Below are 24,251 nucleotides of genomic sequence, written 5' to 3' on the forward strand. Positions count from 1 at the left end.
AACACCGGACGGGCGTCCGGTGGTAATAATGATTAGGCGTGCTGCACTTGGGCTTTATGAATTTTTTCTAGTTTCTGCTTGATGCGGTTGCGCTTCAGGCTGGAAATATGGTCAACAAACAGTCTGCCGTTAAGGTGGTCAATTTCGTGTTGTACACAAACGGCTAACAGGTCATCGGCGATTAATTCAAAATGCTCACCGTTGCGATCCAGGGCCGTGACCTTAATCTGCTGTGGGCGCTTAACGTCTTCGTAAAAGCCGGGTACTGATAGACAGCCTTCCTGATAACGGTGCAGCTCATCGTCAATGACTTCAAACTCGGGATTGATCAGGACTAATGGCTGGTTCTGATCTTCGGAGATATCCATCACAATGATGCGCCGGTGAATATTGACCTGTGTGGCAGCAAGACCGATGCCGGGCGCGGCGTACATGGTCTCGAACATGTCCTCGATCTGCTGGCGGACTTCATCGTCAACTGTCTCGACCGGTTCGGCGACAGTTCGCAGGCGGGGATCAGGAAATTCGAGTATGGTCAGTTTTGTCATGATAGATTGTCGTTACCGTTGCGAGTGCGTTCAGCCGACATTTTCTGCCTTCGCCAACTGAATTTTAAGATAAATTCATTTACTGCAGGAGTTTGCCGATATGCTTAACTCAATGGATGCAATAAATTATCCCCATATTATACTGATTAGCACGTTCAATGCATTGTCGTGATTCCATGGCGCTGCTACTTTAGCGGCTTGTCGCCATGGTGAAGCAAGGGAACCGGACATGAAAAATCTGTTTTACGGACTGTTGGCCACTTTAATCGTTGTGATGACCCCTGTTCAGGCAGAGACTCGCAAGGATAGCCTTCTGTTAAATGAGGACTACCCGGAATCTTATGTGGTAGTGAAAGGCGATACTCTTTGGGATATCTCAGGCCGATTCCTGAAAAGCCCCTGGAAATGGCCAGAAGTGTGGGGCGTTAACCCGCAAGTGGATAACCCTCACCTGATCTATCCTGGCGATATTATCTATCTGACCTGGGTGGATGGGCAGCCTCGGCTGGGTGTTAAACGTGACAGTGGAATCTATCCACGGGCGCGCGTTTCCCCGCTGGACCAAGCGATTCCCGCGATACCGTTACGGGATATCAACAGCTTCCTGAACAATAATCGGGTGCTGTCAGAAGACCTGATGCAGAAAGCGCCGTACATCCTGGGTGGTCGCAACGAGCGCATTATTGCCGGTGCGGGTGATCGAGTATATGCCCGTGGTGAACTACTGCAGGAGCAGCCAGGCCAAGGTGTTTACCGTTCTGATAATCAGTATGTTGACCCTGAAACCGGTGAATTTCTCGGTTATGAGTTGCTGAAGATAGCTGATGGCACTGTGGTGGCCAGGCATGATGATGTACTGACATTGGACCTGAGCAAATCCCATCAGGAAGTACGTGTGAAAGACCGGGTGGTACCCACTGAGGAAACCCGAATTCAGTCGGTGTTCTATCCAAAACCTTCGCCAGAGGGTGTGAAGGGCCAGATTTTGTCAATATTAGGCGGTGTGAATGACGCCGGTCAGTTTAACGTAGTTGCTCTGAACCGGGGTCTGCGCGAAGGCATTGAAACAGGCCATGTGTTTGCGATTTACCGTAAAGGCGAGTTGATCAAAGACCCAATCACCAATGACCTGGTTGAATTGCCGGAGGAACGTTCCGGTGAGCTGATGATCTTCAAAGTATTTGAAAAAGTCAGCTACGGTTTGATTATGCGCAGTACTAACGTGGTGTCTGTTGGCGATAAGTTACAACAGCCATGATCTGAACACAGGAAATATGCATGGCGTATCCAAGGGACTGGATCGCCGCCGCAGCCCTGCCCGGCCTCGGACCTGTCAGTCTAAGGCGGTTAGCGGAGCGGGGCTGGCCGGCAGATCGCTTGTTACAAGCATCTCCCTCTGAATTAACACATCTTGGCTTAAAACCTAATGCTTGCCATGCCTTAGTTCAGGCAAAGTCGGGCCATGGGCCGGTCGCAGAAGCCTTGCAGCGGACTGAGCGTTGGCTGGAGCGTCATCATGACGCTAGCGTGTTGGCCTGCAATGATGCTGATTATCCCAGTCTACTGAAACAACTACCGGATGCGCCCAGTGTGCTGTTTGTCCGTGGTGACGTGAGCTGTCTGCATCTGCCTCAGTTAGCCATGGTTGGTAGCCGTCATGCCAGTCGGGCAGGGCTGCAGCATGCCGGAGCATTTGCCAAGGCGCTGAGTCAGCACGGATTCACGGTGACATCTGGCTTGGCCTGGGGGATTGATAGTGCGGCGCATCAGGCAGCAGTCGCATTGCAGCAGCCCACCGTAGCGGTATTTGGCACCGGTATAGACCGGATCTACCCCAGCCGAAACCAGGCGCTTGCTGAAGCTATCTTGGCGTGCGGCGGAGCCTGGGTCAGTGAGTTGTTACCGGGTTCACAGGCACACGCGTCACACTTCCCAAAACGTAATCGAATTATCAGCGGCCTTAGTCTGGGTGTGCTGGTGGTGGAAGCGGCGCTGCGCAGCGGCTCCCTGATCACTGCGCGTATGGCGATGGAGCAGGGGCGTGCTGTCTTTGCTTTGCCGGGGCATATTCACAACCCGATGAGCAAAGGCTGTCATCAGCTGATACGGGAAGGTGCGACTCTGGCTGAAACTGAGCAGGATATCGTAACTGAGCTGGGGCCTTTACTGGGGGTGCTGGCTGACACGGCAAGCCGGACTGAACATTCAGAATTACCCTCAGAAAACCTTTCCAGTGAAGAGCTTAGCGTATTGAATCATGTTGATTTTAGTGCGTCTGATCTGGATTCCCTGATGGCGGATACTGGCCTTAGCGCAACGCAATTGATCCCTTTACTGATGCAGCTAGAATTGAAAGGCATCATTGAGCAGTCGCCAATCGGATATTGCCGCATAAAATGAAGGGACAACTCATGGTTGCAAGCTGTGAGCTGAATGTTTATCGTTCAGCACTTTCCGTAATCTAGACAAATTGGTAACAATATGAGCCAGCCATTTATTGCTATTCTGATGGGTTCTGATTCTGACCTGCCAGTCATGAAAGCATCCGCAGATGTCCTGAAATCACTGGGCATTACTTTTGAAATGAAAGTAAGTTCTGCTCACCGTACCCCGGTGCAGACCCATAATTACGTTAAAGATGCCGACGAGCGCGGTGCAGTTGCCTTTATCTGTGCAGCAGGTATGGCGGCGCATCTGGCAGGTGCTGTTGCGGCAAATACGACTAAACCGGTTATCGGCGTGCCAATCAATTCCTCTCTGGATGGTCTGGATGCACTGCTGTCTACTGTACAGATGCCTGGTGGCATTCCGGTAGCAACGGTTGCCATCGGTAAAGCAGGCGCAAAAAATGCTGCGTACCTGGCGGCTCAGATCATGGCTGTTGGTGATGATGCACTGGCACAACGTCTGCGGGATGAGCGTCAGGCCAATACTGATGCTGTTATCGCCAAGGATGCAGCATTGCAGGAACAGCTAAATAACGGTGAAATCTAAACCGTTACCGGCGGGCTGGTGGCAGGTTCATCAGTCCGTCCGTGCCCTGCGTCAGGGCGGTGTTATCGCCTACCCGACCGAAGCGGTCTGGGGTGTCGGCTGTGACCCTTATAACGCCTCCGCTGTCGCCCAGTTGTTAGCCATGAAGCGCCGACCAGAAGCTAAGGGCCTGGTATTGGTAGCGGCCTGTATCGCTCAGGTTGAGCCGTTGCTTCAGGGCTTGTCTTCAGCCCAGCGAGCGCAGTTATCTGCGACCTGGCCGGGGCCCTATACCTGGGTTATTCCCGACCCTGATAACCAGATTCCGTCATGGATACGTGGCAATTCTCGCTCTGTTGCTGTTCGCGTCAGTGCGCACCCTGTGGTGCAGACACTGTGTCAGCAGTTTGGCGGTTTGCTGGTGTCTACATCGGCTAATCCGGCCAGCCATGCTCCGGCGAAAGATGCGCTGCGAGTACGCACGTATTTTGGTGATCAATTAGCGGCGGTGGTTCCGGGAGACCTGGGTGATCTGGCGCAACCTACTCAGATTCGAGATTTGACCACTGGGCAGCTACTACGTGCCTGATTACGAGGAGTTCCATCATGTCATTGCCAAACACTGAAGCGGTAAAACAGTACCTGTTGGATCTGCAAGATCGAATCTGTCAGTCGCTGGAACAGGCTGATGGCAAGGCGCAGTTCATGGAAGATGCCTGGCAACGTGAGGCGGGTGGCGGCGGGCGCACCCGGGTTTTGACGAATGGTGCAGTGGTCGAAAAAGGCGGGGTTAATTTTTCTCATGTGTTTGGTGATAACCTGCCGGGTTCTGCGACAGCGCATCGCCCCGAGTTGGCGGGTCGTAGTTTTCAGGCCATGGGCGTATCTCTGGTTATCCATCCACATAACCCTTATATCCCTACTTCGCATGCCAATGTCCGGTTTTTTATTGCCGAGAAACCCGGTGCTGACCCGGTGTGGTGGTTTGGTGGCGGCTTTGATCTGACGCCTTATTATGGCAATGATGCGGATTGCCGACACTGGCATGAAACTGCCAAAGCTGCCTGTGATCCTTTCGGTGAGGATGTATACCCTCATTTCAAGCAGTGGTGTGATGATTATTTTGTCCTGAAGCATCGCCAGGAACCGCGCGGTATCGGGGGATTGTTTTTTGATGATCTGAACCAGCCCGACTTTGATCACTGTTTTGGCCTGATGCAATCCATTGGTGATGCTTACACTAAAGCGTACCTGCCCATCATTGAGCGCAATAAAGACCGCGTCTATGGCGAACGGGAGCGCGATTTTCAGCTACACCGGCGCGGGCGCTATGTGGAATTTAACCTGGTGTATGATCGTGGCACTCTGTTTGGCCTGCAGTCAGGTGGTCGAACGGAATCAATTTTGATGTCACTGCCACCTGAGGTGCGCTGGGGCTATGACTGGAAACCGGAACCGGATACTGCCGAAGCTGAGTTATACAGCCGTTATCTGCAGCCCCGCAATTGGCTCGAGGTATAAATGACTGACCGCTATGCCGTATTTGGCAATCCGATCAAGCACTCCAAGTCACCTCAGATTCATGCCGCCTTTGCTGCACAGACCGGACAGGACCTGACTTATGAAGCGATCTGCGTTGCTGAAGATGGTTTTCAGGACGCAGTGCAGCAGTTTATGCAGGCTTCGGGTCAGGGCTTGAATATCACCATCCCGTTCAAACAGGATGCCTGGAGCCTTGCCGAGCAACGCTCACCAAGAGCAGAGCTCGCGGGCGCAGTGAATACCCTGTATCGCAATGAACAAGGGCAGCTGTGTGGTGACAATACCGACGGTATCGGCATGGTGCGTGATATTGTCGAAAATCACGGTGGCAGTCTGAAGGGACAGCGAATCTTAATTCTGGGTGCCGGTGGTGCGGTGCGCGGCGTTTTGCAGCCAGTCCTGGAGCAGCAGCCGGCCAGCGTGGTGGTGGCGAACCGAACCCCGGACAAAGCGCTGCAGCTGGCTGACTTGATGGCCGCTTATGGCCCGATTTCCGGATGCGGTTTTGCCGATCTGGCCGGGCAGTCTTTTGATCTGATTATCAATGGTACGGCCGCCAGTCTGCAGGGCGAGGTGCCGCCATTGCCTCCGGCTGTGCTAGCAGCACAAGGCTGGTGCTACGATATGATGTATGCAGCTGAACCCACTGCATTCTGCCGCTGGGCAGAGCAGCAGGGGGCGCTGAAAGTGATGGATGGCCTGGGCATGTTGGTTGAGCAGGCAGCAGAATCCTTCCGCTTATGGCGTGGTGTGCTACCGCAAACCGCTCCGGTCATTGTGCAGTTAAGGCAGTCGCTAACTGTTTGATTTTTAGGCAACTCATTCATGCTTTTCCGAACTGTTCACACTTGCATGGTGTGTCTGCTAGGCGTATAACGAGGGTAACAGCGGTCTGCATCGACCCTCCTCCAGCCCCTAGCAGGAGTACTGTGCCAGCATGGAAACCCGACTGACACCCGAGCAGCTCTATCAGCGCTGCGATCCTGAACTACTGCCCTTTAAAACTACAGCTACCCTAGAACCCTTTAGCGGCTTTTTTGGCCAGGACCGGGCTATTGAAGCGATGGAGTTCGGCATCGGCATGCGCCGGCCCGGGTATAACCTGTTCGTGATGGGTAACCCACATACTGGACGTTTCTCCTTTGCCATGGAAAACCTGAAATCCGCGGCAAAAAAAGAGAAAAAACCCGGTGACTGGGTGTATCTGAATAACCTGGCCGATACCCGTCACCCCATTGCCTTACAGTTGCCGCCGGGCAAAGCCCAGACCTTTAAGCGCGATGTTAAAAACATTCTTGAAGGGGTGCTGGCCGAGATGCCTGCGGCGTTTGAAAGCCCCACCTACCAGCGAAAGAAGAGCAAGATCGAACGGGAGTTGAACCGTTATTATGATCAGGCGATTGAGGTCGTGGAAAAGGAAGGCCGGCAGTACAGCGTTGCGGTCTATCGGGACGCCGGCAGCATTGGTTTTACCCCTGTCGCTGATGGTCAGGCAATTGATGAGGCAGTATTTTCCCAGCTTCCGGAAGAGACCCGGGATGCCTTCAACAAGGCGATCAGTATGCTGGAAGAAAAGCTTAACGAGGAACTGACCGGGCTGCCGAAATGGCGGCGTGAAGCCTCAGAGAAACTGAAAAACCTGGACCGGGATACTGCCCGACAGGCCATAGCACCGCTATTTCAGCCGGCAAAAGAGAAATACAACAATACTCCCGGGGTGAATGAATACCTCACCGCGATGGAAACCTCGCTGGTTAAAAATTGTAATGACATTGCTGGCGAAGACAAACTGGGAGAGGTGATCAGCGACAGTGGTCGCCTGAATCTGCTCGAAGACAGTTATGGCGTTAATCTGCTGGTGGATAACCATAAGATCAAGGGCGCGCCGGTGGTATATGAAGCCCACCCCAGTTATGAAAACCTGTTTGGCCGGGTGGAATACACCTCGGAAATGGGGGCACTTTCCACCAGTTATAAGCTGATTCGTCCCGGTGCTCTGCATCAGGCTAATGGTGGTTATCTGGTGATGGAAGCAGAAAAACTCCTGGAGCAGCCGTTTGTTTATGGGGCGCTGAAAAGAGCGCTGAAATCCCATGAGATAAGCATTGAAAGTCCGGCCAGTGAATACAGCGGGCTGAGCACCATCACTCTGACACCTCAGGCAGTGCCTCTGTCGGTGAAGCTGGTGTTGATTGGTGGTCGCAATATTTATTACTTGCTGCAGGAGCTGGATCACGACTTCGAAAAAATGTTCCGGGTGGTGGTGGATTTTGATGAAGATGTAAAACGTACCCCACAGTCGATTCGCAACTATGCAAGACTGATGAAAACCCTGGCGGATGAAGAAGGGCTGGCTCCCTTGACTCGCCGTGCGGTCTCTCGCTTGGTGGAACACAGTTCTCGCCAGGCCGAGGATCAGGAATTGCTGTCAGCTCATATCGGCGAGCTGGTTGATCTGCTGTGCGAAGCCGATTACAAACGGATTCGTGAAGAAGACAGTCTGATCAATGCCGATCACGTGGAGCTGGCACTGGATGCTAAAGAACGCCGTACCTCGCGCATGTCGGAAAAGATTGAGGAGGGCATCCTTAACCAGACAGTACTGATCGATACTGAAGGGGAGGCGGTTGGTAAGGCCAATGGTCTGACTGTGCTGCAGGTGGGAGATGTGTCCTTTGGCACCCCGGCGCGTATTACAGCCACGGTGCATCCTGGCAACCGGGGCATTGTTGATATTGAGCGTGAAGTTACCCTGGGTCAGCCGATTCACTCCAAGGGTGTGCTGATTTTGTCGGGTTTTCTGGGTCATCAATATGCTCAGGACTTCCCATTGGCGCTGTCAGCCAGTATCGCGCTGGAGCAGTCATACGGCTATGTCGATGGGGATAGCGCGTCATTGGCCGAGGTCTGTACATTGCTGTCGGCGCTGACCCATATTCCGATCAGTCAGAGCTTTGCTATTACTGGATCGATTAACCAGTATGGTGAGGTGCAGGCGATTGGTGGGGTTAATGAGAAGATCGAAGGTTTCTTTAACCTGTGTAAAACCCGTGGCCTGACGGGCTTGCATGGGGTTGTGATCCCTCGTGCAAACGTGCGTAACCTGATGCTGAAAGCCGAAGTGCTGGCAGCGGTAGAACGGGGTGAATTCTCAGTATATGCCGTAGCACATGTGGATCAGTGCCTAGAAATCCTGATGGGCCGCAAGGCTGGCAGTCGTAAGGCTGATGGCAGCTTTACCCAGCGCAGCGTTAATGCCCAGGTGGTTAAGCGGTTGCGGGAGATCGCGCTGGCGAAGGCGGGAGACGACTCAGCTTGAGCTGATCCATTGGGTGTAAATTGCACTGAGTTGCTTGCGCTCATCGGGCGGCTGTTGGATTATGCGGACAGCGTGATATTTCATGCTGTCTTTGTGACAGTCGGCCTTTTACTCGGGGGGATGAAAGGCTGACTTGTCACCCCAGTTCTGTTATTTAGGCGGACGCGCGCCTGCCAGCCAGTCCTCTGCCGGTGCAATCCAGGCCGGTTCGCCATTGGCGCCGTACCATGAATCCACGACATAACGTTGGGCAGTTGTCGTATCGATAATGGTGGCGCTGTTGTGCGGCATATGGCCGTTGAAAAAACCACGATGGGCGCGCCCCGCCGGTTGGTGGAAACGGAGTAGATCGGCCTGATTGAGTAGCAGCAGATAGACGCTGGTATTGCTGGTCTCTGCGACACAATCTAGCTGATTGCTGTCACTGAACAACCCCAGCGTGTTACCGGGGCCGTCGCCTGCCGTATTCAGTGCAGGCGCCACCATTGTTTCCAGCAGCCCCACCGCCTGTGCCAGTTGATGCCGCTCCTGTTCTGCTGCGGTAGCGGCTGGCGCAAAAATGGCGCGTAATCTGGTCATTTGTGCCTGGCTCAACTGCACGGTTTGTTTTTGTGCGCAGTCGACGTTACTGCACAACACCAGATGGTGCTGACTGTCCGGAGCCGGGATTTCGTAATATGCCAGCCACTCTGCAGGGGTTTGCTGTACCCCGGCGCAGCCTGTCAGCAGCAGGGGCAGGAGTAAGCCAAATCGCTTATAACTGGGCATAGTCTTCCTGCAAGTGTTTGTCTTTCAGCCGCACATAATTACCGGCGGTATAGGTTAAAAAGCTCAGTTCTTTTTCGGTCAGTGGGCGTACCTGTTTAACCGGTCGGCCGACATAGAGATAGCCACTTTGCAGTACCTTACCCGGCGGCACCAGTGAGCCTGCACCAACCACCACTTCATCTTCTACCACCGCGCCATCCATCACCATGGCACCCATGCCAATCAGTATCCGGTTGCCGATGGTGCAGCCATGTAGCATTGCTTGATGCCCGACTGTGACGTCATCACCGATAATCAGAGGGAAGCCGTCCGGGTTGTAAGGGCCGGCATGGGTGATATGCAGTACTGAGCCATCCTGCAGGCTGGTACGCTCGCCAACCCTGATGCGGTGCATATCGCCACGGATTACCGTCAGTGGCCAGACAGACACGTCATCCCCTAGCTCGACATCCCCCAGTACCACCGCACTGGGGTCTACAAATACACGCTCACCCAATTTCGGGCTCATGCCCTGATAACTGCGGATCTTCATTGTTGCTGTCCTGTATAGAAAAATACTCTGCGCCGGATTGGAAAACTCAATCACCCGGCGATTGAAATTGGCGTTACCATACCCATTGTATAGGAAACCGTATCCGTTAGGAGTTACCCCGTTATGAGCAACCCTCTGTTAGCCACCCAGGGACTGCCGGCCTTCAGTCAGATTCGCCCCGAGCAGATTGAGCCGGCCATTGACCAGCTTTTACAGGACAACCGGGATACGGTGGCACGGATACTCAGCAGTTTAAGCACCCCTGATTGGGATAGCCTGGTGGCACCGCTGGAAGAGATGAATGACCGGTTATCGAAAGCCTGGTCGCCGGTGTCGCATATGAACGGCGTGGTGAATAGTGATGCCCTGCGGGAGGCTTATAATGCCTGCCTGCCTAAACTGTCCCAGTACTGGACCGAAATGGGCCAGAACCAGGAGATGTTTCAGGCTTTTCAGCAATTGGCTGACAGTGAAGCATTCGCCCAGTTGGATGAAGCACAGCAAAAGGTGGTTAATAACACCCTGCGTGATTTCAGGTTGTCCGGAATCGCACTGCAGGGTGAAGACAAGCAGCGTTACGCTGAGCTGCAGCAGCGGTTATCAGAACTGACTACCCGTTTCTCTGAAAACGTCATGGATGCTAGTGATGACTGGCAGAAATCGATTCAGGATGAAGCGGATCTGGCCGGACTGCCACCCATGGCGCTGGCAGCAGCCAAGCAGCTTGCAGAGATGAAAGGCAAGCAGGGCTGGCTGGTGACGCTGGATTTCCCTTCCTACATCGCCACCATTACCTATGCGGATAACCGGGAACTGCGCAAGGAGATCTATACCGCGTTTGCCACCCGTGCTTCAGATCAGGGGCCGGGTAAGGGGCAGTGGGATAACACGGCCGTTATGGAAGAGATCCTGACCCTGCGCCAGGCGTTGGCCCGATTGCTGGGTTTTGATAATTACTCAGAGTATTCGTTGGCCACCAAAATGGCGGAAACACCACAACAGGTGACCGACTTCTTACATGACCTGGCTGAAAAAAGTCTGCCGGTGGCACGCCGGGATTATCAGCAGCTATGTGACTTTGCCCGTGAACAACATGGCATCGAGCAGCTTGAAGCCTGGGATCTGGCGTACTACAGCGAAAAACTGAAACAGGCACGGTATGCGATCTCAGAAGAGCAGATCCGGCCTTATTTCCCGCTACCGAAAGTCTTGTCCGGCCTGTTTGCCGTTGCCGGCAAGCTGTTTGGCATAGAGATTAGCGAAGTGGATAGCTTTGACAGCTGGCATAAGGATGCCCGTCTGTTTGAAGTTAGCCGCAAGGGTGAGCGGATTGCGCGCTTTTATCTGGACCTGTATGCCCGTGAGAAAAAGCGTGGCGGTGCCTGGATGGATGATTGCCGGGTACGCCGTCGTCTGGATGACGGGGCCTTGCAGCTGCCGGTGGCTTATCTGGTGTGTAATTTTAATTCACCGGTGGGGGATGCACCTGCCTTGCTAACCCATAATGAGGTTACCACCTTGTTCCATGAATTTGGCCACGGTTTGCATCATATGTTGACGCAGATCGAGTATGCCGATGTCAGTGGCATTAATGGTGTGGCCTGGGATGCGGTTGAGCTGCCCAGCCAGTTCCTGGAAAACTGGTGTTATGAGCCGGAAGCGCTGGGTCTGATCTCCGGTCACTATGAAACCGGTGAGCCGTTGCCACAGGATCTGCTGGATAAGTTGTTGGCCGCGCGTAATTTTCAGTCCGGCATGATGATGGTGCGGCAGATTGAGTTTTCCCTGTTCGATTTCCGTCTGCACCAGGAGTTTGTGCCGGGCCAGACTGATGTTCAGCAGTTGCTGAATGAGGTGCGCGACCAGGTCGCGGTGATTAAACCGCCGGCATTCAACCGTTTTCAGCACAGTTTTAGTCATATTTTTGCCGGGGGGTATGCTGCCGGTTATTACAGCTATAAATGGGCTGAAGTGCTGTCTTCAGATGCGTTTTCACGCTTTGAAGAGGAAGGTGTATTCAGCCCTGAAGCCGGACAGGATTTCCGCAGTTATATCCTGGAAATGGGCGGCTCCCGCGAACCGATGGATCTGTTTATCGCGTTTCGTGGTAGGGAACCAAATGTTGATGCTCTGCTGCGCCACTGTGGTATTACCGAGGAGAATGCATGAACCCGGTTAAACGCTTTATTGCCGGTGCTGTCTGCCCACGCTGTGGCCAGATGGACTGCCTGCGTACCTGGCGTGATGAAACGCAGATCTATCGTGAATGTGTACGCTGTGATTTTAACGACGCGCAGTTGGCGGCGGGCGATAATCCGCCACCAGAGCTTGAGACCCGGGTCAGCCGGGCCGAGGAAGCAGCGGCTGATCCGGATGCCCAGCCATTGCTGTTTCATCCGAATCCTGACAACACGCGACATGATCATTGAACTATGAGCAAGCCGGGTGCCGCGCACCCGGTTGACTCAGGCTTTCAGCGGCACCAGCAGGTGCCATCGGATGCGCCCGCCCCAGTGGTAACACGCCAGTGCCAGACCAATCATGCAGGCTCCCACCAATAGTTTGAGCGTAACCAGTTCTGCATTCAGCAGATGACCCAGCAGGAGCGCAAATACCGGGCAGATCAAGGTGATCAATGCCACGCTGGAGGCTCGCAGGTGCTGCAGGATGTAGAAATAACAGAAAAAACCGACAACCGAACCTATCAGGGCCAGATAGATCACGGCCCAGGTGCCTCTGTCCTGCCAATTCCAGATCATGGCTTCTGCACCGTTTAACCACCAGGTCAGGCCGTAACAGGGCAGTGCGACCAGTAACGCGCCTGCAGTCTGGTTGATCGGGTGCACGCCACTATCAACTCGCTTTAACAGTACAGCGCACAGGCTGTATAGGGCGACCCCTAAAGATAGCAGGGCAACTCCGGGCCAGGCTGTTACGGTAATCACCAGTTCCTCGGCGAAGATAATCCCTAGCCCGGCTGCGCCCAGCAACAGGGATAAGATCAGTGCTGGCGTAATACGGTCGCCCAGCAGAGGGCGTGCCAGCAGTGCGGAGAGCAGAGGTGTCATGCCCCAGAATAGCGAGATCAGACCTGAAGGCAGGTATCCGGCTGCGATATAGGTGCAGTACATCGGGGCGAATACCATCAGCCCACCAATGCCGTAACTGACCCAGGCATCGCGGCGCCAGCTCATGCGTATACCCAGTACCCAGGCGACCATAACCACCATCGGTAGTGCCAGCAGAATACGGCTTAGTGTGGCCAGTTCAGGCCCCAGACTTGCGCTGCTCCAGCTGATGCCGAGTGGTGTGGTTGACCAGATGGCGATAACCGCAAGATAGGCGGCGGGTACGGACATGATATGTGCTCCTGCATGGAGAAGGGCAGTGCCGCGGCCAGAAACAAAAAAGGCCGCAGGTGATGCTGCGGCCTTCAGTCAATTTCAATAATCTTCCGACTATGAACATCCCTGCCGCAAAGCGCACACGCGTAGTCGTGCCCAGCGCACCTGTGGGTGGCTGACCGGCATAATTGCGATGTGTTGCGGCGGTTCAAAAATATTCATAACCCGCTCATTTTCAGGTGCCCGGTGACAGCCTGTCAAGGCTAGTGTCCATTGCTGCTGTTGATAATCTCGACAATCTCCCGAAAACTGGTGGCGCGCTGGCTGATATCCACTGGAATCTTTAGCTTGCGTGCAATATCGCTGGCCGAGATGATGCCGCAGATTGCGGTTGCCGCATCGTCGATCACCAACAGGTACTGGCTACCACCCTGTTTCAGAGTTTTCAGTAGGTCGCCTACATTACTCTGCAACAGTGTCTGTAGGCTGATACCGCTGAGCTTCTGTTTTGGAATCATCAGGTCGCGAATGGTCAGGTCACTGCGGTTGAGTCCCTGGTTGGTGGCGATGCTGAGCACCTGTCGGCTGAGTAAGTCAGCCACGGTAACCAGGCCCTTGAACGTACCGTTTTCATCGGTAACCAAACCGCTGCGCACATGCATTCTACGCAGCAGCTCCATCGCTTCGTCCAGGCTCATATCAAGCTGGACCTGTACGGGCTCGGTCTGGCGGAAATCGGTCATGATGCGGATTGCGGGGGTGTCCGGCGTGAAAGGGTCATTGACCACAGGGCTGGCGATACAGTTCAGAGTGTCCAAAGACAGGGTTTTCAGAGTGTGATAAAGGTTCATGGCGTGCTCCTCACCTGGCAATTCAGGCGCAGATAAAATAGATAGGGATCTGTCTGGTCTGGAATTCAGCCCAGAGGAGGCGCGCGGGGGTTGGCGGGTTGTGGTCGTAACCGCAGCTGCGGTGACCGGTAGTTGAGCCCTGTCTGTTGGCGTGGTGGCGTGGCGTCAAACCGCTGCAATTTCTGCAGTAGATTATCTAGATCGTCTTCGCTATCTGTGGATGTTACCAGACCGGCAGAGGCCGGGTATTCGGCATTCAGCCATTGGCTGGCAGGCTCGACAGTAACCGGCGAAAGGCACACACAATAGAGCAACAACAGCAGTGACAACTGCAGGCTGAGTTGGCGAATGTGTGTGCAGGGTTGCATGGCGATTATTGTGCTACCAATTGCAGAAGGGAGTCTGCTCAGACTATACCCTGTCGATCTGAAGTCAATGTTATTTTGGTTGGTCAGGCAGCGGCTTAATGCGATAGATCACCCCAGCCTGATCATCGGAAATCAACAGGTGACCGCGGGGGTCGACGACCAGATCATTGGGCCTGCCCCAGGCGGTTTCGCCCTGCAGCCAACCGGTGATGAACGGTTGATAGGACACAGCCTCGCTACCGTTCACGTCGACTCGCACGACCTGATAGCCGGTTTTTTGGCTGCGGTTCCAGGAGCCATGTTCGGCAATCAGCAGGCTGTTCTGGTTGAGGCCGGGCAAGCGAGCTGTGGCCTGGGTCGCTGGGGTGTAAAAGGTCAGGCCCAGAGGGGCTTTATGCGCTCCTAACAGATAAGCGGGTGTCTGGTATGGCCCTTGTGCCTGCGCACCGAACTCAGGGTCTGGCAGGTTGTCGGCATGGACAAACGGGTAGCCGAAGTGCTGTCCGGGCCGGGTTACCACATTCAGTTCGCAGGAGGGCAGATTATCACCCAGCCAGTCGCGCCCGTTATCGGTGAACCAGAGCTGGTTGCTGTTCGGGTGCCAGGCCAGCCCGACACTGTTGCGAACCCCTTGGGCGAATATACTCAGCTGCTTGTCAGTGCCCAGGCGCACCAGTGAAGCAAAGCGCTGGTCGTTGGACCGGCAGATATTACAGGGGGCACCAATGCCAAAATACAGTGCCTGATCGGGGCCCACGCTCAGGTATTTCCAGCCATGTGCTGATTTGTCCGGCAGCTGGTCAAAGTACAGTTCGGGTTCTACGGACTGTCCTTGATAAGGAATCAGGTTAGGGTAGCGCCAGATTCGATTAACCTCGGCGACATACAGGTCGTTACCGCGAATGGCTACGCCGGAGGGTAGGTTTAGCCCCTGAGCCAATGCAGTGCGTTGTTCGTAGTGACCGTTCTGATCCTTATCCTGTAACACAAACACCCGGCCATCGCGGCGGGTACCGACAAACAGAGTGCCATCCTGGGCCAGAGCCATCTGCCGTGCATTGGGCACTTCTGCGACGACGCTCACTTGCATGCCGTCGGGTAACTGCAGCAGATGTAATGGCAGGTCGCCTGCGGTTAATGAGCTGCTGCCACTGAACAGTAACGGCAGTGATAGCAGCAGGCTGTTGAGTTTCATTGTATCCAACCTCGGGTTTGACTGATTCTCCAGTAAACATAGCCACTGCTGAGGGCGCGAGCCACAAACAAACTGCTAAATGCCAGCCATAAGCCGTGGTTATCCATCGGCTGAGTTATCCACCACATGGGCAGAAAAACTATGAATACTGAGAAGATCATGCCGTACTGCATCGCCCGAAAACGGGTGGTGCCGACAAAAATGCCATCCAGCAGGAAGCTCCAGACGCCGAGTAGCGGCAAGGCAATAATCCAGGGCAGGTAATGTCTTGCCTGTACCCGAATGCTGTCGATGTCGGTCAGCAGGTCAATAATCAGTCCCCCGGCCAGCCAGAACACCAGTGTCAGGCCTAGCGCAGTGAACAGGGACCAGAACAGAGCGGCAGTGACGGTTTGGTAGAATTCATTGAGCTGTCCTGCCCCCAACGCTTTACCCGACAGTGCCTCGGTGGCGTGGGCGAAACCATCCAGCCAGTTGGCAATCAACAGCAGGAAGTTAAGCAGCACTGCGTTGGCGGATAGAATGTCGGTCCCCTGTTGTGCCCCTTGTGCAGTGAAAAATCCGATACTGCCCAACAATAACAGGGTGCGTACAAACAGGTAGCGATTGACCCGGATTAGGTGCAGGTAATCGGACCACTGCAACAGTCTTTGTCTGGGTAGTTCGCCAGGAATATGGCGAAGCTGACGGCGCACCAGATATAGCCCCAGTGCCAGGCTGAAATACTCGGAAATCACCGTGGCGGCGGCTATACCATCGGCTCGCATATCCAGTCCGTAAACGGCAACCAGGTCCAGCAGCATATTCACCAGATTCGCCGAAATGACCAAAAGCAGTGGCGTGCGGGTATTCTGGTTACCGATAAACCAGCCGATCAGGGCATAGTGACAGAGGATGGCGGGTGCCCCATAGATCCTTATGGCAGCATAGGCTTGTGCCTCGGCGGTGACCTCTGGTGCGGCCTGAACTAGATACAGACCGGTACTGATCAGGGGTATCTGCAGACACCAGAGCAATCCCCCAATGCTAATGCCCAGCAGCAGTGACTGAGCCAGAAAGCGCCGGTTGGCTTCGCCGTCATTGCGGCCGCAAGCCTGCGCGACCAGGCCGGTTGTGCCCATGCGTAAAAAGCCAAACGCCCAGTAGATAATGGTAAATAGCATGCTACCAACGGCGACGGCTGCCAGATGCCGACTGTCTGGTAGGTGGCCGATGACGGCGGTATCCACCAGACCCAGTAAGGGAACAGTGATATTGGATAACATCATGGGCCAGGCCAGGGACCATACTCTTTTGAATAGGTCTGGCTCTGGCCAGTGGCGCAGGATCGGATTGGTCATGCGGTAAGGCGTTGTGGTAACAAGTAGCTGATAATAAACAACAGTAATGCAATAACCACCACGGATGGACCGGCCGGCGTATCACCAAACCATGACAGCAATAGGCCGCCGGACACGGCTAAACAGCCACAGACGGCGGCACCAATGGCCATTTGCTCCGGTGAACTGGCTAGCCGCCGGGCCGTGGCGGCCGGAATAATCAGCAGTGACGTGATCAGCAGCAGGCCGACAATTTTCATGGCGATGGCAATCACCACCGCGATTAGCAACATCAGGCAGAGGCGAATCAGGGTCACGTTGACACCCTCTACCCGGGCCAGCTCCTCATTGATGGTGATTGCCAGCAATGGTTGCCACAGCCGGTACAGCAGCGCCAGTACCAATAATCCTCCGCCGTAGATCCAGGCCAGTTGTTGTGGCCCAATCGCTAACAGGTCGCCAAACAGGTAAGCCATCAGGTCGATTCGTATCTCCAGCAGGGCGACCGCAACCAGACCCAGTGACAGGGCGCTGTGGGCCATGATGCCCAACAGCGTGTCTGTGGCCACCAGATGCTGGCGTTGCAGGCTGACCAGTAGCAGGGACAAGCCCACGCAGCAGGCAATAATGGCCAGATTGAGGTTGATATCCAGCAGAAAACCCAAGGCAACACCAAGCAAGGCGGAGTGCGCCAGGGTGTCACCAAAATAAGCCATGCGGCGCCAGACGACAAAAGCACCCAGAGGTCCGGCGATGGTTGCGACACCCAGCCCGCCGATCAGGGCATATATCAGAAACATCTCCATCAGTGGTGCTCGCAGTTATGGGTTGTGACAATATCGCCGTGCACGGTATGACGGTGATTGTGGTTATGGTTATAGATTGCCAGCTGCTCGGCCCCGCGCTGACCAAACAGCTCGACAAACGCCGGGTCATTGGTGACATGTTCCGGGTGGCCGGAGCAGCAAACGTGATGATTGATGCAAACCACATGGTCGGTAGCAGCCATGACCAGATGCAGGTCATGGCTGACCATGACTACACCGCAGCCCCGTTGGTCACGGATGCGCTCAATCAGACTGTAAAGCTCTAACTGGCCATTGATATCGACCCCCTGCACGGGCTCGTCGAGTACCAGCAGTTCGGGGTCTCGCAGCAGTGCCCGTGCCAGCAAAATGCGCTGCATTTCACCGCCCGACAGGTCGTGAATCGATTGCTGCCAGAGGGCGCTGGCTCCCACGTCTTTCAGGGCGGCCTGCAACCGTTGTGTGTCCCGGCACTGGCTGGTTTCGAGGAAACGCTTAACCGTGAGTGGGAAGGTTTTATCAATCTGCAGTTTTTGCGGCATATAGCCGATGCGCAGGTCTGGCTGGCGCCAGACCTTTCCGCTATCCGGTTTCAGTAACCCCAGTAAAACTCTGATCAGTGTGGTTTTACCCGCGCCGTTGGGGCCGATAAGGGTGGTGATGCAGCCGCGGTGAAATTCGACATTGACGGACTGTAAAACGTGATTGCCGCCAAAGTGGTGATTGATCTGTTGCAGGCTGATCAGGGCTTCGTGGGTATGGCTCATGGTTGCTGCTCCTGGCAATTCCGGCACAGTCCCAGCACCTCAAGTGATTGCTGCTGCGGGGTAAATCCCAGATCAGCGGCTTGAAGGTTAATCTGCGCTGAGACTGCCTGCATATCCAGTTCCTGAGTATTACCGCAGTGCTGGCAGATCAGAAATGAGCAATGGTGCTTGGCGCCGGGATGGGGACAGCCGATGAAGGCGTTGAGCAGGGCAATCCGGTGGACCAGTCCCTGTTCTTGCAGGAACTCCAGCGCGCGATAAACGGTTGGCGGTGCTGAGTTGAATCCCGCTTCGGACAGGGTGGGCAGCAGTTCGTAAGCACCCAGTGGCTTGTGGCTTTGCCAGATGGTATCCAGCACCAACTCGCGAATTGGCGTCATGCGCAGTTTCCGCTCGTGGCAAAGCTGCTTGGCTTTGGCCAATGCTTGTTTGCGGCACGTGCTGTGATTGTGGTTAGGATCAAATGCCAGAGAAACGGAGGCCATAGATTATCCTGTAAGCTGTATAATGTTATAGTGTAACGCGATTTTTTTGTGAGTGCCTGTTGTGAAGTCTATTCTCTGTCTACTTTGTTGCTTGTACAGCGTCGCTGTACCTGCTGAGTCGCTTAACGTGGTGGCGTCGATCAGACCAGTACAGTTGATTGCTGATAGCCTGCTGCTTGAGGTAGGACAAAGCGAAGTGCTGGTGCCTGCGGGTAGCTCACCGCATCATTTCAGTTTAAAGCCATCTCAGCTAAAGGCGCTCTATCGGGCTGACTTGGTGGTTTGGATAGGGCCCTCGCTTGAGCCATTCCTGCAACGGCCATTGCAAACCAGCAGTGCTTTGCAGTTACAGTGGCTACACGATGAGGCAATTGATCAGATCCATGAGCATGATGCTGGGGATGGCCACCAACATGCAGGGCTGGACCCACATATCTGGTTGGACCCTGATGCGGTACTGACATTTGCAGCGAGACTCCGACAGCAATTGCAGCAGTTGCGGCCAGCACAGGCGGAAAAGATTGAACAGAACTATCAGCGGTTTGTCGCAACATTAAGCGAGGCGGACGAGTATAACCGAGTGTTGCTGCAGCCATTGAGGAATGTGGGTTTTGTGGTATTTCATGACGCTTTTTCGCGGCTGGTTGCGCACTATGGCTTAAATCAGGTGGCGTATCTGGCGGTGGAACCGGGGATGCCTCCGGGGGCGCGTAAAACTGCTGCAATTCGGCGTTTGCTGCGTTCAGGTGACGCCCGGTGTATCTTTGTGGAGCCGCAGTTTGAGGCAGGGTTGATCACGCGCTTGATCGATGGCCTTACGGTGACGACAGCGACCCTTGATCCGCTGGCCAGTGACCTGGCTCCTGAAGCCGATTATGCCGTATACCTGCAGCAGCTTGGTCAGCGCCTGCAGCACTGCCTTTCGGGCATCTGATCATAGTCAGATAAGTCGTCATTTGGCGGTAAAAATAAATCTAGGGCAGTCTTCACAAAGGCGGGTTTGCTCTATATAATGCGCCCCACTTTCGACGCAGATGTGGTGGAATTGGTAGACACGCTAGCTTCAGGTGCTAGTGCCTTCACGGGCGTGGGAGTTCGAGTCTCCCCATCTGCACCAATGCTTGTAATTACCCGCTCCCTATAAAAGTCATTAACCTGACTCAATGTAAGTGCTATCCTTTCGTGTAAAGCTGCGCGCCGCCTAAGTTGTTGTTACTGTTAGTCTGAGTGCGCAATACCTTATCGTTTCTGGATCCTTTGAATACTATGTCCTGCGAAATGCTATTCGCCCGGCAACCGGTTTTTGACCGTCAACTGGAAACCTTTGCCTATAACCTGCGTATCGCGCATCCGGATCTGCCGTTGCTGGAGCAACCTCCGGAACCTGATGTGTGTAATGATCTGCTGCTCGATACCTGTTGCAGTATTCTGGATCAGGGACAGTTGCGGATACTGCCTGCAATTATCACCATCTCTCTGGATTGGCTGCGAACCTATGTCGTGCCCTCAGTCATGCCAAATCGGCTTGTTCTGGAGTTGGTGCTGTCAGAGATGGATAGGGTTACCGCGGATGATCTTAAGTACTTGAAACAGTTGAATGACCGTGGCTATCGGTTGGTTGTGGCCGTGGATGCTCCGCGACATGTCAGAGCCTTGGCTGACTTGATCAAGCTGGATCTGACACGTTTTTCACTGCAAGCATTGGAAAAACATGCCAGGACGCTACTGGCCATGGATGCCGATTTACTGGTGACGGGTATTAACAACTATGCCGACTATGAAGCCTGCAGTGCACTGGAAGTGCCGCTGTTCCAGGGCAGTTTTTTTGCTCGGCCGAGACCGGTAAATGGCCGACGTTTAAGTTTGCAAGAGACGGTGATGTTACAGCTGATTGCAGAAGCGCATGACCCGGAAACGTCTCCGCAGACTCTGGAAGAATTAATTAAGCGTGATCCCTCTCTGGTTGTTGGTCTGCTGAAACTGGTCAATTCGGCAGTATTCAGAGGCCACCGACAGATCAGTAGCATTCAGGAAGCAATTATTTTGCTGGGCATGAATGAGCTACGTAAGTGGTTATTGCTGTTTTCTGTTAGTCGTTATCAGAACAAACCCCAGGAGCTTATGCGGCTGTTGCTGATCAAGGCCCGTATGTGTGAACAGTTGGCTCAGGAAAGTCGTTCAGTCGAACCGTCAACTGCTTTTCTGGCTGGGGTGATTTCTGGTTTAGATGCCCTGTTAGATATCGAGCGTGATGAATTGATGCCGCAACTGCCTATCGCGCTTGAGGTAAAACGGGCGCTGAATGGTGGCAATGGCGATCTGGGGGCGCTCCTTAGTCGGGTAACCGCCTATTGCGATGGTGTTTGGTCGGCTTTAAGCGCAGAGGAGCGAGAGGCATATCGGCCGATTCATGAAGAAGCACTACATTGGTGCAATCAGGTGGTGGGCTGCCTTTAATCTTTACCGTTTCTTTATTAGCGGCATTGCATATTTGTATGTAGAGTTATTAATAGTCAATAAATGCTACTGCAGAATTACTGATGTCTAAAATAACAACAACGGAGAGTCTGATGCGAAGTAATAAAATATCTCGTGGCTCCATACGCCTCTGGCCCCTGCTTCTCTGCTGGCTATGGGCTGCTATGGCCACAGCCGAACCGTTGGCCGGTGATAAAGTGATCTACCTGCTGGATAAAACCGGTATGGAAATCCCGGTAGGCACGATCACGTTTAAACCCCAGGCAGAGGGCGCTCACTACTCTCTGCATATGGACCATGCCAGGTTTAAAGATTTTTTCCTTTCTATGAAAGAGATGAAATGCCTCGAAGGGCCTGAGCTCTGGTGTCATCTGCCTTACCCCTATGAACAGCCGCACCTGGTCAGCGGTGATGATCTTCGCTGGCTGGAGCATGATCTGCTATTTATGTTTAAGTCGCCGGATGAGTTTGGGGCTAATTTCTGGAATGGCATCTACTACCAGATGCAGCTGAAGGACGGCCAGATCACCGGTCAGGCGCAAGCGATTGACCTCAATAATCTGGCTTCTCCGCCGGCCGACCTGAATATCCCACCGTTACATGAAAACCTGCGTGACCCGATTGAACGTAAGCACCGCTGGTTACCCGATCTAGTGATTCGCTGATCAATTAATTCGCCTTAGTTAACCGCTCCGGCTTATATACAGTCTGGGGCGGTTGATTTAATCAACTGACTGTTCCTTTATTTGCGTCTTTTCGGTGCGTGCTTTGCTGCAAGCGCGAAAAAATACCCCTTTTAGTGCATTTCAAATACATCTTTTGGGTTGTCTTATATGTTGCTTGCTGTTATGTAAGGGCATGATTTATATAGATAAAAAATATTAGATTATACTTATATAATGCTTTTGGCAAAGCTTTTGCTGTGCTCATGTTGTGTACAAAATGAACTGTAACAGAGCCAGATATGAACATGCAGGCGGTTGCCACCTCTACATCAGAGCCAGAATCTATCTGTTGGGATGACGCCATCCTCGTAGTAGGAGCGGGTCCTGTTGGCTTCCGTTTTATTCAGGAGCTGCGCAAGCGGCACATCGATACGCCGGTCATTTTGTTTGGTAACGAACCCTATCAGCCATATGACCGCGTGCGCCTGAGTGCGCTATTGGCGGGTCAGGACAGTGCCGATAACCTGCTGCTGCCTCTGGACGACCTGGAACAGGATCCGGGGTTTCGTTTTGTGTGTGCTGAAATCGCCAGTATCGACCGTGAACTGAAATGCGTCATCGATACTGAAGGCACTGCATACCCTTATCAGAAGCTGGTGCTGGCCACCGGTTCCCGGGCCCATGTGCCACATATGGACGGGGTCGAGCTGGACAGTGTTTTCACCTTTCGCAACATGCGTGATGCGGAGCGATTAAAAGCCCGTACTGCTCGTTGTCAGGACTTGGTTGTGGTCGGCGGGGGACTGTTAGGTTTGGAAGCCGCCCGCGCGCTGCAATGTAATCTGATCAACATCACCCTGGTACAGCAAGCGCCCAGAATCATGAATCAGCAGCTGGATGACACGGCCGCTGATTTGCTGCAGAAACGACTCGAGTCTCTGGGTATTCGCATCGTGACCGGGGCTGGCGTGAGTGGCGTAATAGGTGAAGGCAAGGCCGAGGGTGTGGCACTGCGTAATGGCGAAGTTATTGCCTGCGATACGGTGTTAATTTCCGCCGGTATTCGTCCCAATATTGAGTTAGCCCGTAAGGCCTGGTTGAGCGTTGGCCGAGGCATTCGGGTGGATGACCACCTCTGCACCAGTGACCGCGATATCTACGCGATTGGCGAGTGTGCGGAGCATAACGAAAAGATTTATGGCCTGGTTGCCCCCGGTTTTGAACAGGCGGCAATTGCGGCAGACCATATCAGTGCCGGTACCAGTCGTTATCTTGGTTCACACAGTATTGCCCGGTTAAAGGTTGTCGGCGTTCCCGTGTTCAGCATGGGTGATGTGCATGATGATCAGCCCAACGACCCGAAACAATTTGTCGTTTGGCGGGGTGATAATGGCGATTACCGTAAGCTGATCATGAAAGGGTGGCGATTGGTCGGAGCGGTTTCCATAGGTGAGTGGGCTGAGATTCCTCGGTTACAGGAACTCATTACCCACCAGCGAATGATATTCCCATGGCAGTTGATAAGTTTTCGCCTGCGCGGTTTTCTGTGGAATCCATCCACCGCAGATAACCCATTGGCGTGGCCCGAGTCGTCGGTGATCTGTAACTGTAAACAGGTGACCCGGGGGCAATTAACCGCTGCCATGGAGGCGGGCTGTTGCTCGGTTACGGCACTGGGTGAAGCAACAGGCGCAGCGACCACCTGCGGTAGTTGTAAACCGCTGGTACAGATGATGGTGGGCAGTGCTGAAAAAGCTCAGCCGGATACTGATCGTAATACCCTGATGGTGACCGGATTATCCGTACTGGCTGCAGTGCTGGCTTTTTTGATGATCCCTGGGTTGGATGTCAGCCAATCAGTACAGGCTCCGTTGCGGCTTGATCTGATATGGAATGACGGCCTGTTTAAACAAATTTCTGGTTTTACCCTGCTCGGTCTAACCGTGCTGGGACTCCTCATGTCGCTGAAGAAGCGCAGTCCCTTGCTTGGATTCGGCAGTTTCCGTTTCTGGCGCAGCCTGCATACGATTCTGGCACTTAGCTGTGTGCTGATCCTGTTTGTACATACGGGGTTGCATGCGGGGCAGCACCTCAACCAATGGTTACTGGTGAATTTTCTGGCGCTCAGTCTGCTGGGGGTAGCGGTAAGTGTCGTGATTGGATTGCAGTACAAACTCCGCCCAGCAACTGGTCGCCGACTGCGTTCTATCGGTTTTTGGGGGCACCTCTTGCTGTCATGGCCCTTACCGGTCCTGCTCAGTTTTCATGTTCTCAGCGTGTATTACTTCTAA

Annotated in this window: 24 protein-coding genes and 1 tRNA gene; 14 read left to right on the plus strand and 11 right to left on the minus strand. The window is 53.8% G+C overall.

Annotated elements, in window-relative coordinates; all coding sequences use genetic code 11:
* Positions 1-32: 32 nt before the first annotated feature.
* A complete protein-coding gene (def, locus tag ACFVYJ_RS06795) occupies positions 33-548 on the minus strand; it encodes a peptide deformylase (protein ID WP_419414763.1) in 516 nt (171 codons plus the stop codon).
* Positions 549-777: 229 nt separating this feature from the next.
* Here def and ACFVYJ_RS06800 point away from each other — a divergent pair, with 229 nt between their 5' ends.
* The 7 genes from ACFVYJ_RS06800 to ACFVYJ_RS06830 all read left to right on the plus strand — a co-directional run bounded on the left by ACFVYJ_RS06800 (position 778) and on the right by ACFVYJ_RS06830 (position 8,382).
* Complete coding sequence (locus ACFVYJ_RS06800; RefSeq protein WP_419414762.1) at positions 778-1,806, plus strand: LysM peptidoglycan-binding domain-containing protein; 1,029 nt, start codon at positions 778-780, stop codon at positions 1,804-1,806.
* Between the two features lie 20 nt (positions 1,807-1,826).
* On the plus strand, positions 1,827-2,948 hold the full coding sequence (gene dprA / locus ACFVYJ_RS06805) for a DNA-processing protein DprA (protein WP_419414761.1): 1,122 nt from the start codon (positions 1,827-1,829) through the stop codon (positions 2,946-2,948).
* An 81-nt stretch (positions 2,949-3,029) separates the two neighbouring features.
* On the plus strand, positions 3,030-3,542 hold the full coding sequence (gene purE, locus ACFVYJ_RS06810; RefSeq protein WP_419414760.1) for a 5-(carboxyamino)imidazole ribonucleotide mutase: 513 nt from the start codon (positions 3,030-3,032) through the stop codon (positions 3,540-3,542).
* Positions 3,532-4,110: an L-threonylcarbamoyladenylate synthase type 1 TsaC gene (gene tsaC, locus ACFVYJ_RS06815; RefSeq protein ID WP_419414759.1), complete on the plus strand. Its 579-nt coding sequence runs from the start codon at positions 3,532-3,534 to the stop codon at positions 4,108-4,110. The genes purE and tsaC overlap by 11 nt, the downstream gene beginning before the upstream one ends.
* 17 nt (positions 4,111-4,127) lie before the next feature.
* Complete coding sequence (gene hemF, locus ACFVYJ_RS06820; protein ID WP_419414758.1) at positions 4,128-5,042, plus strand: oxygen-dependent coproporphyrinogen oxidase; 915 nt, start codon at positions 4,128-4,130, stop codon at positions 5,040-5,042.
* Positions 5,043-5,870, plus strand: coding sequence for a shikimate dehydrogenase (aroE, locus tag ACFVYJ_RS06825; RefSeq protein ID WP_419414757.1), 828 nt, complete (start codon positions 5,043-5,045; stop codon positions 5,868-5,870).
* A 130-nt stretch (positions 5,871-6,000) separates the two neighbouring features.
* On the plus strand, positions 6,001-8,382 hold the full coding sequence (locus ACFVYJ_RS06830; RefSeq protein WP_419414756.1) for a Lon protease family protein: 2,382 nt from the start codon (positions 6,001-6,003) through the stop codon (positions 8,380-8,382).
* A 150-nt stretch (positions 8,383-8,532) separates the two neighbouring features.
* Here ACFVYJ_RS06830 and ACFVYJ_RS06835 read toward each other — a convergent pair whose 3' ends face one another.
* Both ACFVYJ_RS06835 and ACFVYJ_RS06840 read right to left on the minus strand, forming a co-directional pair.
* Entirely contained in the window at positions 8,533-9,150 is a 618-nt protein-coding gene (locus tag ACFVYJ_RS06835; protein ID WP_419414755.1) for a hypothetical protein, read from the minus strand.
* Positions 9,137-9,682: a gamma carbonic anhydrase family protein gene (locus ACFVYJ_RS06840; protein ID WP_419414754.1), complete on the minus strand. Its 546-nt coding sequence runs from the start codon at positions 9,680-9,682 to the stop codon at positions 9,137-9,139. Before ACFVYJ_RS06840 ends, ACFVYJ_RS06835 begins: the two co-directional genes overlap by 14 nt.
* Positions 9,683-9,805: 123 nt before the next feature.
* On the opposite strand from ACFVYJ_RS06840, the gene prlC reads away from it, so the two are divergent.
* Positions 9,806-11,851, plus strand: coding sequence for an oligopeptidase A (prlC, locus tag ACFVYJ_RS06845; RefSeq protein WP_419414753.1), 2,046 nt, complete (start codon positions 9,806-9,808; stop codon positions 11,849-11,851).
* On the plus strand, positions 11,848-12,111 hold the full coding sequence (locus tag ACFVYJ_RS06850; RefSeq protein ID WP_419414752.1) for a YheV family putative zinc ribbon protein: 264 nt from the start codon (positions 11,848-11,850) through the stop codon (positions 12,109-12,111). The genes prlC and ACFVYJ_RS06850 overlap by 4 nt, the downstream gene beginning before the upstream one ends.
* Positions 12,112-12,147: 36 nt before the next feature.
* On the opposite strand, the gene ACFVYJ_RS06855 is transcribed toward ACFVYJ_RS06850, so the two are convergent.
* The 8 genes from ACFVYJ_RS06855 to ACFVYJ_RS06890 form a co-directional block, all read right to left on the minus strand.
* A complete protein-coding gene (locus ACFVYJ_RS06855; protein WP_419414751.1) occupies positions 12,148-13,041 on the minus strand; it encodes a DMT family transporter in 894 nt (297 codons plus the stop codon).
* A 248-nt stretch (positions 13,042-13,289) separates the two neighbouring features.
* Positions 13,290-13,877, minus strand: a complete 588-nt coding sequence (locus tag ACFVYJ_RS06860; protein ID WP_419414750.1) for a CBS domain-containing protein — start codon at positions 13,875-13,877, stop codon at positions 13,290-13,292.
* Positions 13,878-13,942: 65 nt separating this feature from the next.
* A complete protein-coding gene (locus ACFVYJ_RS06865) occupies positions 13,943-14,245 on the minus strand; it encodes a hypothetical protein (protein WP_419414749.1) in 303 nt (100 codons plus the stop codon).
* A 70-nt stretch (positions 14,246-14,315) separates the two neighbouring features.
* On the minus strand, positions 14,316-15,440 hold the full coding sequence (locus ACFVYJ_RS06870; RefSeq protein ID WP_419414748.1) for a PQQ-dependent sugar dehydrogenase: 1,125 nt from the start codon (positions 15,438-15,440) through the stop codon (positions 14,316-14,318).
* Complete coding sequence (locus ACFVYJ_RS06875) at positions 15,437-16,708, minus strand: MATE family efflux transporter (RefSeq protein ID WP_419414747.1); 1,272 nt, start codon at positions 16,706-16,708, stop codon at positions 15,437-15,439. Before ACFVYJ_RS06875 ends, ACFVYJ_RS06870 begins: the two co-directional genes overlap by 4 nt.
* Before the next feature lie 68 nt (positions 16,709-16,776).
* Entirely contained in the window at positions 16,777-17,565 is a 789-nt protein-coding gene (gene znuB, locus ACFVYJ_RS06880; RefSeq protein ID WP_419414746.1) for a zinc ABC transporter permease subunit ZnuB, read from the minus strand.
* Positions 17,565-18,332: a zinc ABC transporter ATP-binding protein ZnuC gene (gene znuC, locus ACFVYJ_RS06885; protein ID WP_419414745.1), complete on the minus strand. Its 768-nt coding sequence runs from the start codon at positions 18,330-18,332 to the stop codon at positions 17,565-17,567. The genes znuB and znuC overlap by 1 nt, the downstream gene beginning before the upstream one ends.
* Positions 18,329-18,817 (minus strand): Fur family transcriptional regulator, encoded by a 489-nt coding sequence (locus ACFVYJ_RS06890; protein WP_419414744.1) that lies wholly within the window; start codon positions 18,815-18,817, stop codon positions 18,329-18,331. Before ACFVYJ_RS06890 ends, znuC begins: the two co-directional genes overlap by 4 nt.
* Positions 18,818-18,947: 130 nt before the next feature.
* Here ACFVYJ_RS06890 and ACFVYJ_RS06895 point away from each other — a divergent pair, with 130 nt between their 5' ends.
* From ACFVYJ_RS06895 to ACFVYJ_RS06915, 5 genes are all read left to right on the plus strand, one after another.
* Complete coding sequence (locus ACFVYJ_RS06895) at positions 18,948-19,751, plus strand: zinc ABC transporter substrate-binding protein (protein WP_419414743.1); 804 nt, start codon at positions 18,948-18,950, stop codon at positions 19,749-19,751.
* A gap of 96 nt (positions 19,752-19,847) precedes the next feature.
* Positions 19,848-19,934 (plus strand) — tRNA-Leu (locus ACFVYJ_RS06900).
* Between the two features lie 149 nt (positions 19,935-20,083).
* Positions 20,084-21,274, plus strand: a complete 1,191-nt coding sequence (locus tag ACFVYJ_RS06905; protein WP_419414742.1) for an EAL and HDOD domain-containing protein — start codon at positions 20,084-20,086, stop codon at positions 21,272-21,274.
* Positions 21,275-21,387: 113 nt separating this feature from the next.
* The gene (locus ACFVYJ_RS06910) at positions 21,388-21,960 is read left to right on the plus strand and encodes a hypothetical protein (RefSeq protein ID WP_419414741.1); all 573 of its coding nucleotides are present in this window, start codon (positions 21,388-21,390) and stop codon (positions 21,958-21,960) included.
* A gap of 299 nt (positions 21,961-22,259) precedes the next feature.
* Positions 22,260-24,251, plus strand: coding sequence for an FAD-dependent oxidoreductase (locus ACFVYJ_RS06915; protein WP_419414740.1), 1,992 nt, complete (start codon positions 22,260-22,262; stop codon positions 24,249-24,251).

Source organism: Pontibacter sp. JAM-7 (genome assembly GCF_048548695.2).
Lineage (GTDB): Bacteria > Pseudomonadota > Gammaproteobacteria > Pseudomonadales > Balneatricaceae > Neptuniibacter.

What these genes read in the sequence shown, in the direction of transcription:
- def (WP_419414763.1), bottom strand. Translation starts at nt 548, where the DNA reads ATGACAAAACTGACCATACTCGAATTTCCTGATCCCCGCCTGCGAACT.
- ACFVYJ_RS06800 (WP_419414762.1), top strand. Translation starts at nt 778, where the DNA reads ATGAAAAATCTGTTTTACGGACTGTTGGCCACTTTAATCGTTGTGATG.
- dprA (WP_419414761.1), top strand. Translation starts at nt 1,827, where the DNA reads ATGGCGTATCCAAGGGACTGGATCGCCGCCGCAGCCCTGCCCGGCCTC.
- purE (WP_419414760.1), top strand. Translation starts at nt 3,030, where the DNA reads ATGAGCCAGCCATTTATTGCTATTCTGATGGGTTCTGATTCTGACCTG.
- hemF (WP_419414758.1), top strand. Translation starts at nt 4,128, where the DNA reads ATGTCATTGCCAAACACTGAAGCGGTAAAACAGTACCTGTTGGATCTG.
- aroE (WP_419414757.1), top strand. Translation starts at nt 5,043, where the DNA reads ATGACTGACCGCTATGCCGTATTTGGCAATCCGATCAAGCACTCCAAG.
- ACFVYJ_RS06830 (WP_419414756.1), top strand. Translation starts at nt 6,001, where the DNA reads ATGGAAACCCGACTGACACCCGAGCAGCTCTATCAGCGCTGCGATCCT.
- ACFVYJ_RS06835 (WP_419414755.1), bottom strand. Translation starts at nt 9,150, where the DNA reads ATGCCCAGTTATAAGCGATTTGGCTTACTCCTGCCCCTGCTGCTGACA.
- ACFVYJ_RS06840 (WP_419414754.1), bottom strand. Translation starts at nt 9,682, where the DNA reads ATGAAGATCCGCAGTTATCAGGGCATGAGCCCGAAATTGGGTGAGCGT.
- prlC (WP_419414753.1), top strand. Translation starts at nt 9,806, where the DNA reads ATGAGCAACCCTCTGTTAGCCACCCAGGGACTGCCGGCCTTCAGTCAG.
- ACFVYJ_RS06850 (WP_419414752.1), top strand. Translation starts at nt 11,848, where the DNA reads ATGAACCCGGTTAAACGCTTTATTGCCGGTGCTGTCTGCCCACGCTGT.
- ACFVYJ_RS06855 (WP_419414751.1), bottom strand. Translation starts at nt 13,041, where the DNA reads ATGTCCGTACCCGCCGCCTATCTTGCGGTTATCGCCATCTGGTCAACC.
- ACFVYJ_RS06860 (WP_419414750.1), bottom strand. Translation starts at nt 13,877, where the DNA reads ATGAACCTTTATCACACTCTGAAAACCCTGTCTTTGGACACTCTGAAC.
- ACFVYJ_RS06865 (WP_419414749.1), bottom strand. Translation starts at nt 14,245, where the DNA reads ATGCAACCCTGCACACACATTCGCCAACTCAGCCTGCAGTTGTCACTG.
- ACFVYJ_RS06870 (WP_419414748.1), bottom strand. Translation starts at nt 15,440, where the DNA reads ATGAAACTCAACAGCCTGCTGCTATCACTGCCGTTACTGTTCAGTGGC.
- ACFVYJ_RS06875 (WP_419414747.1), bottom strand. Translation starts at nt 16,708, where the DNA reads ATGATGTTATCCAATATCACTGTTCCCTTACTGGGTCTGGTGGATACC.
- znuB (WP_419414746.1), bottom strand. Translation starts at nt 17,565, where the DNA reads ATGGAGATGTTTCTGATATATGCCCTGATCGGCGGGCTGGGTGTCGCA.
- znuC (WP_419414745.1), bottom strand. Translation starts at nt 18,332, where the DNA reads ATGAGCCATACCCACGAAGCCCTGATCAGCCTGCAACAGATCAATCAC.
- ACFVYJ_RS06890 (WP_419414744.1), bottom strand. Translation starts at nt 18,817, where the DNA reads ATGGCCTCCGTTTCTCTGGCATTTGATCCTAACCACAATCACAGCACG.
- ACFVYJ_RS06905 (WP_419414742.1), top strand. Translation starts at nt 20,084, where the DNA reads ATGTCCTGCGAAATGCTATTCGCCCGGCAACCGGTTTTTGACCGTCAA.
- ACFVYJ_RS06910 (WP_419414741.1), top strand. Translation starts at nt 21,388, where the DNA reads ATGCGAAGTAATAAAATATCTCGTGGCTCCATACGCCTCTGGCCCCTG.
- ACFVYJ_RS06915 (WP_419414740.1), top strand. Translation starts at nt 22,260, where the DNA reads ATGAACATGCAGGCGGTTGCCACCTCTACATCAGAGCCAGAATCTATC.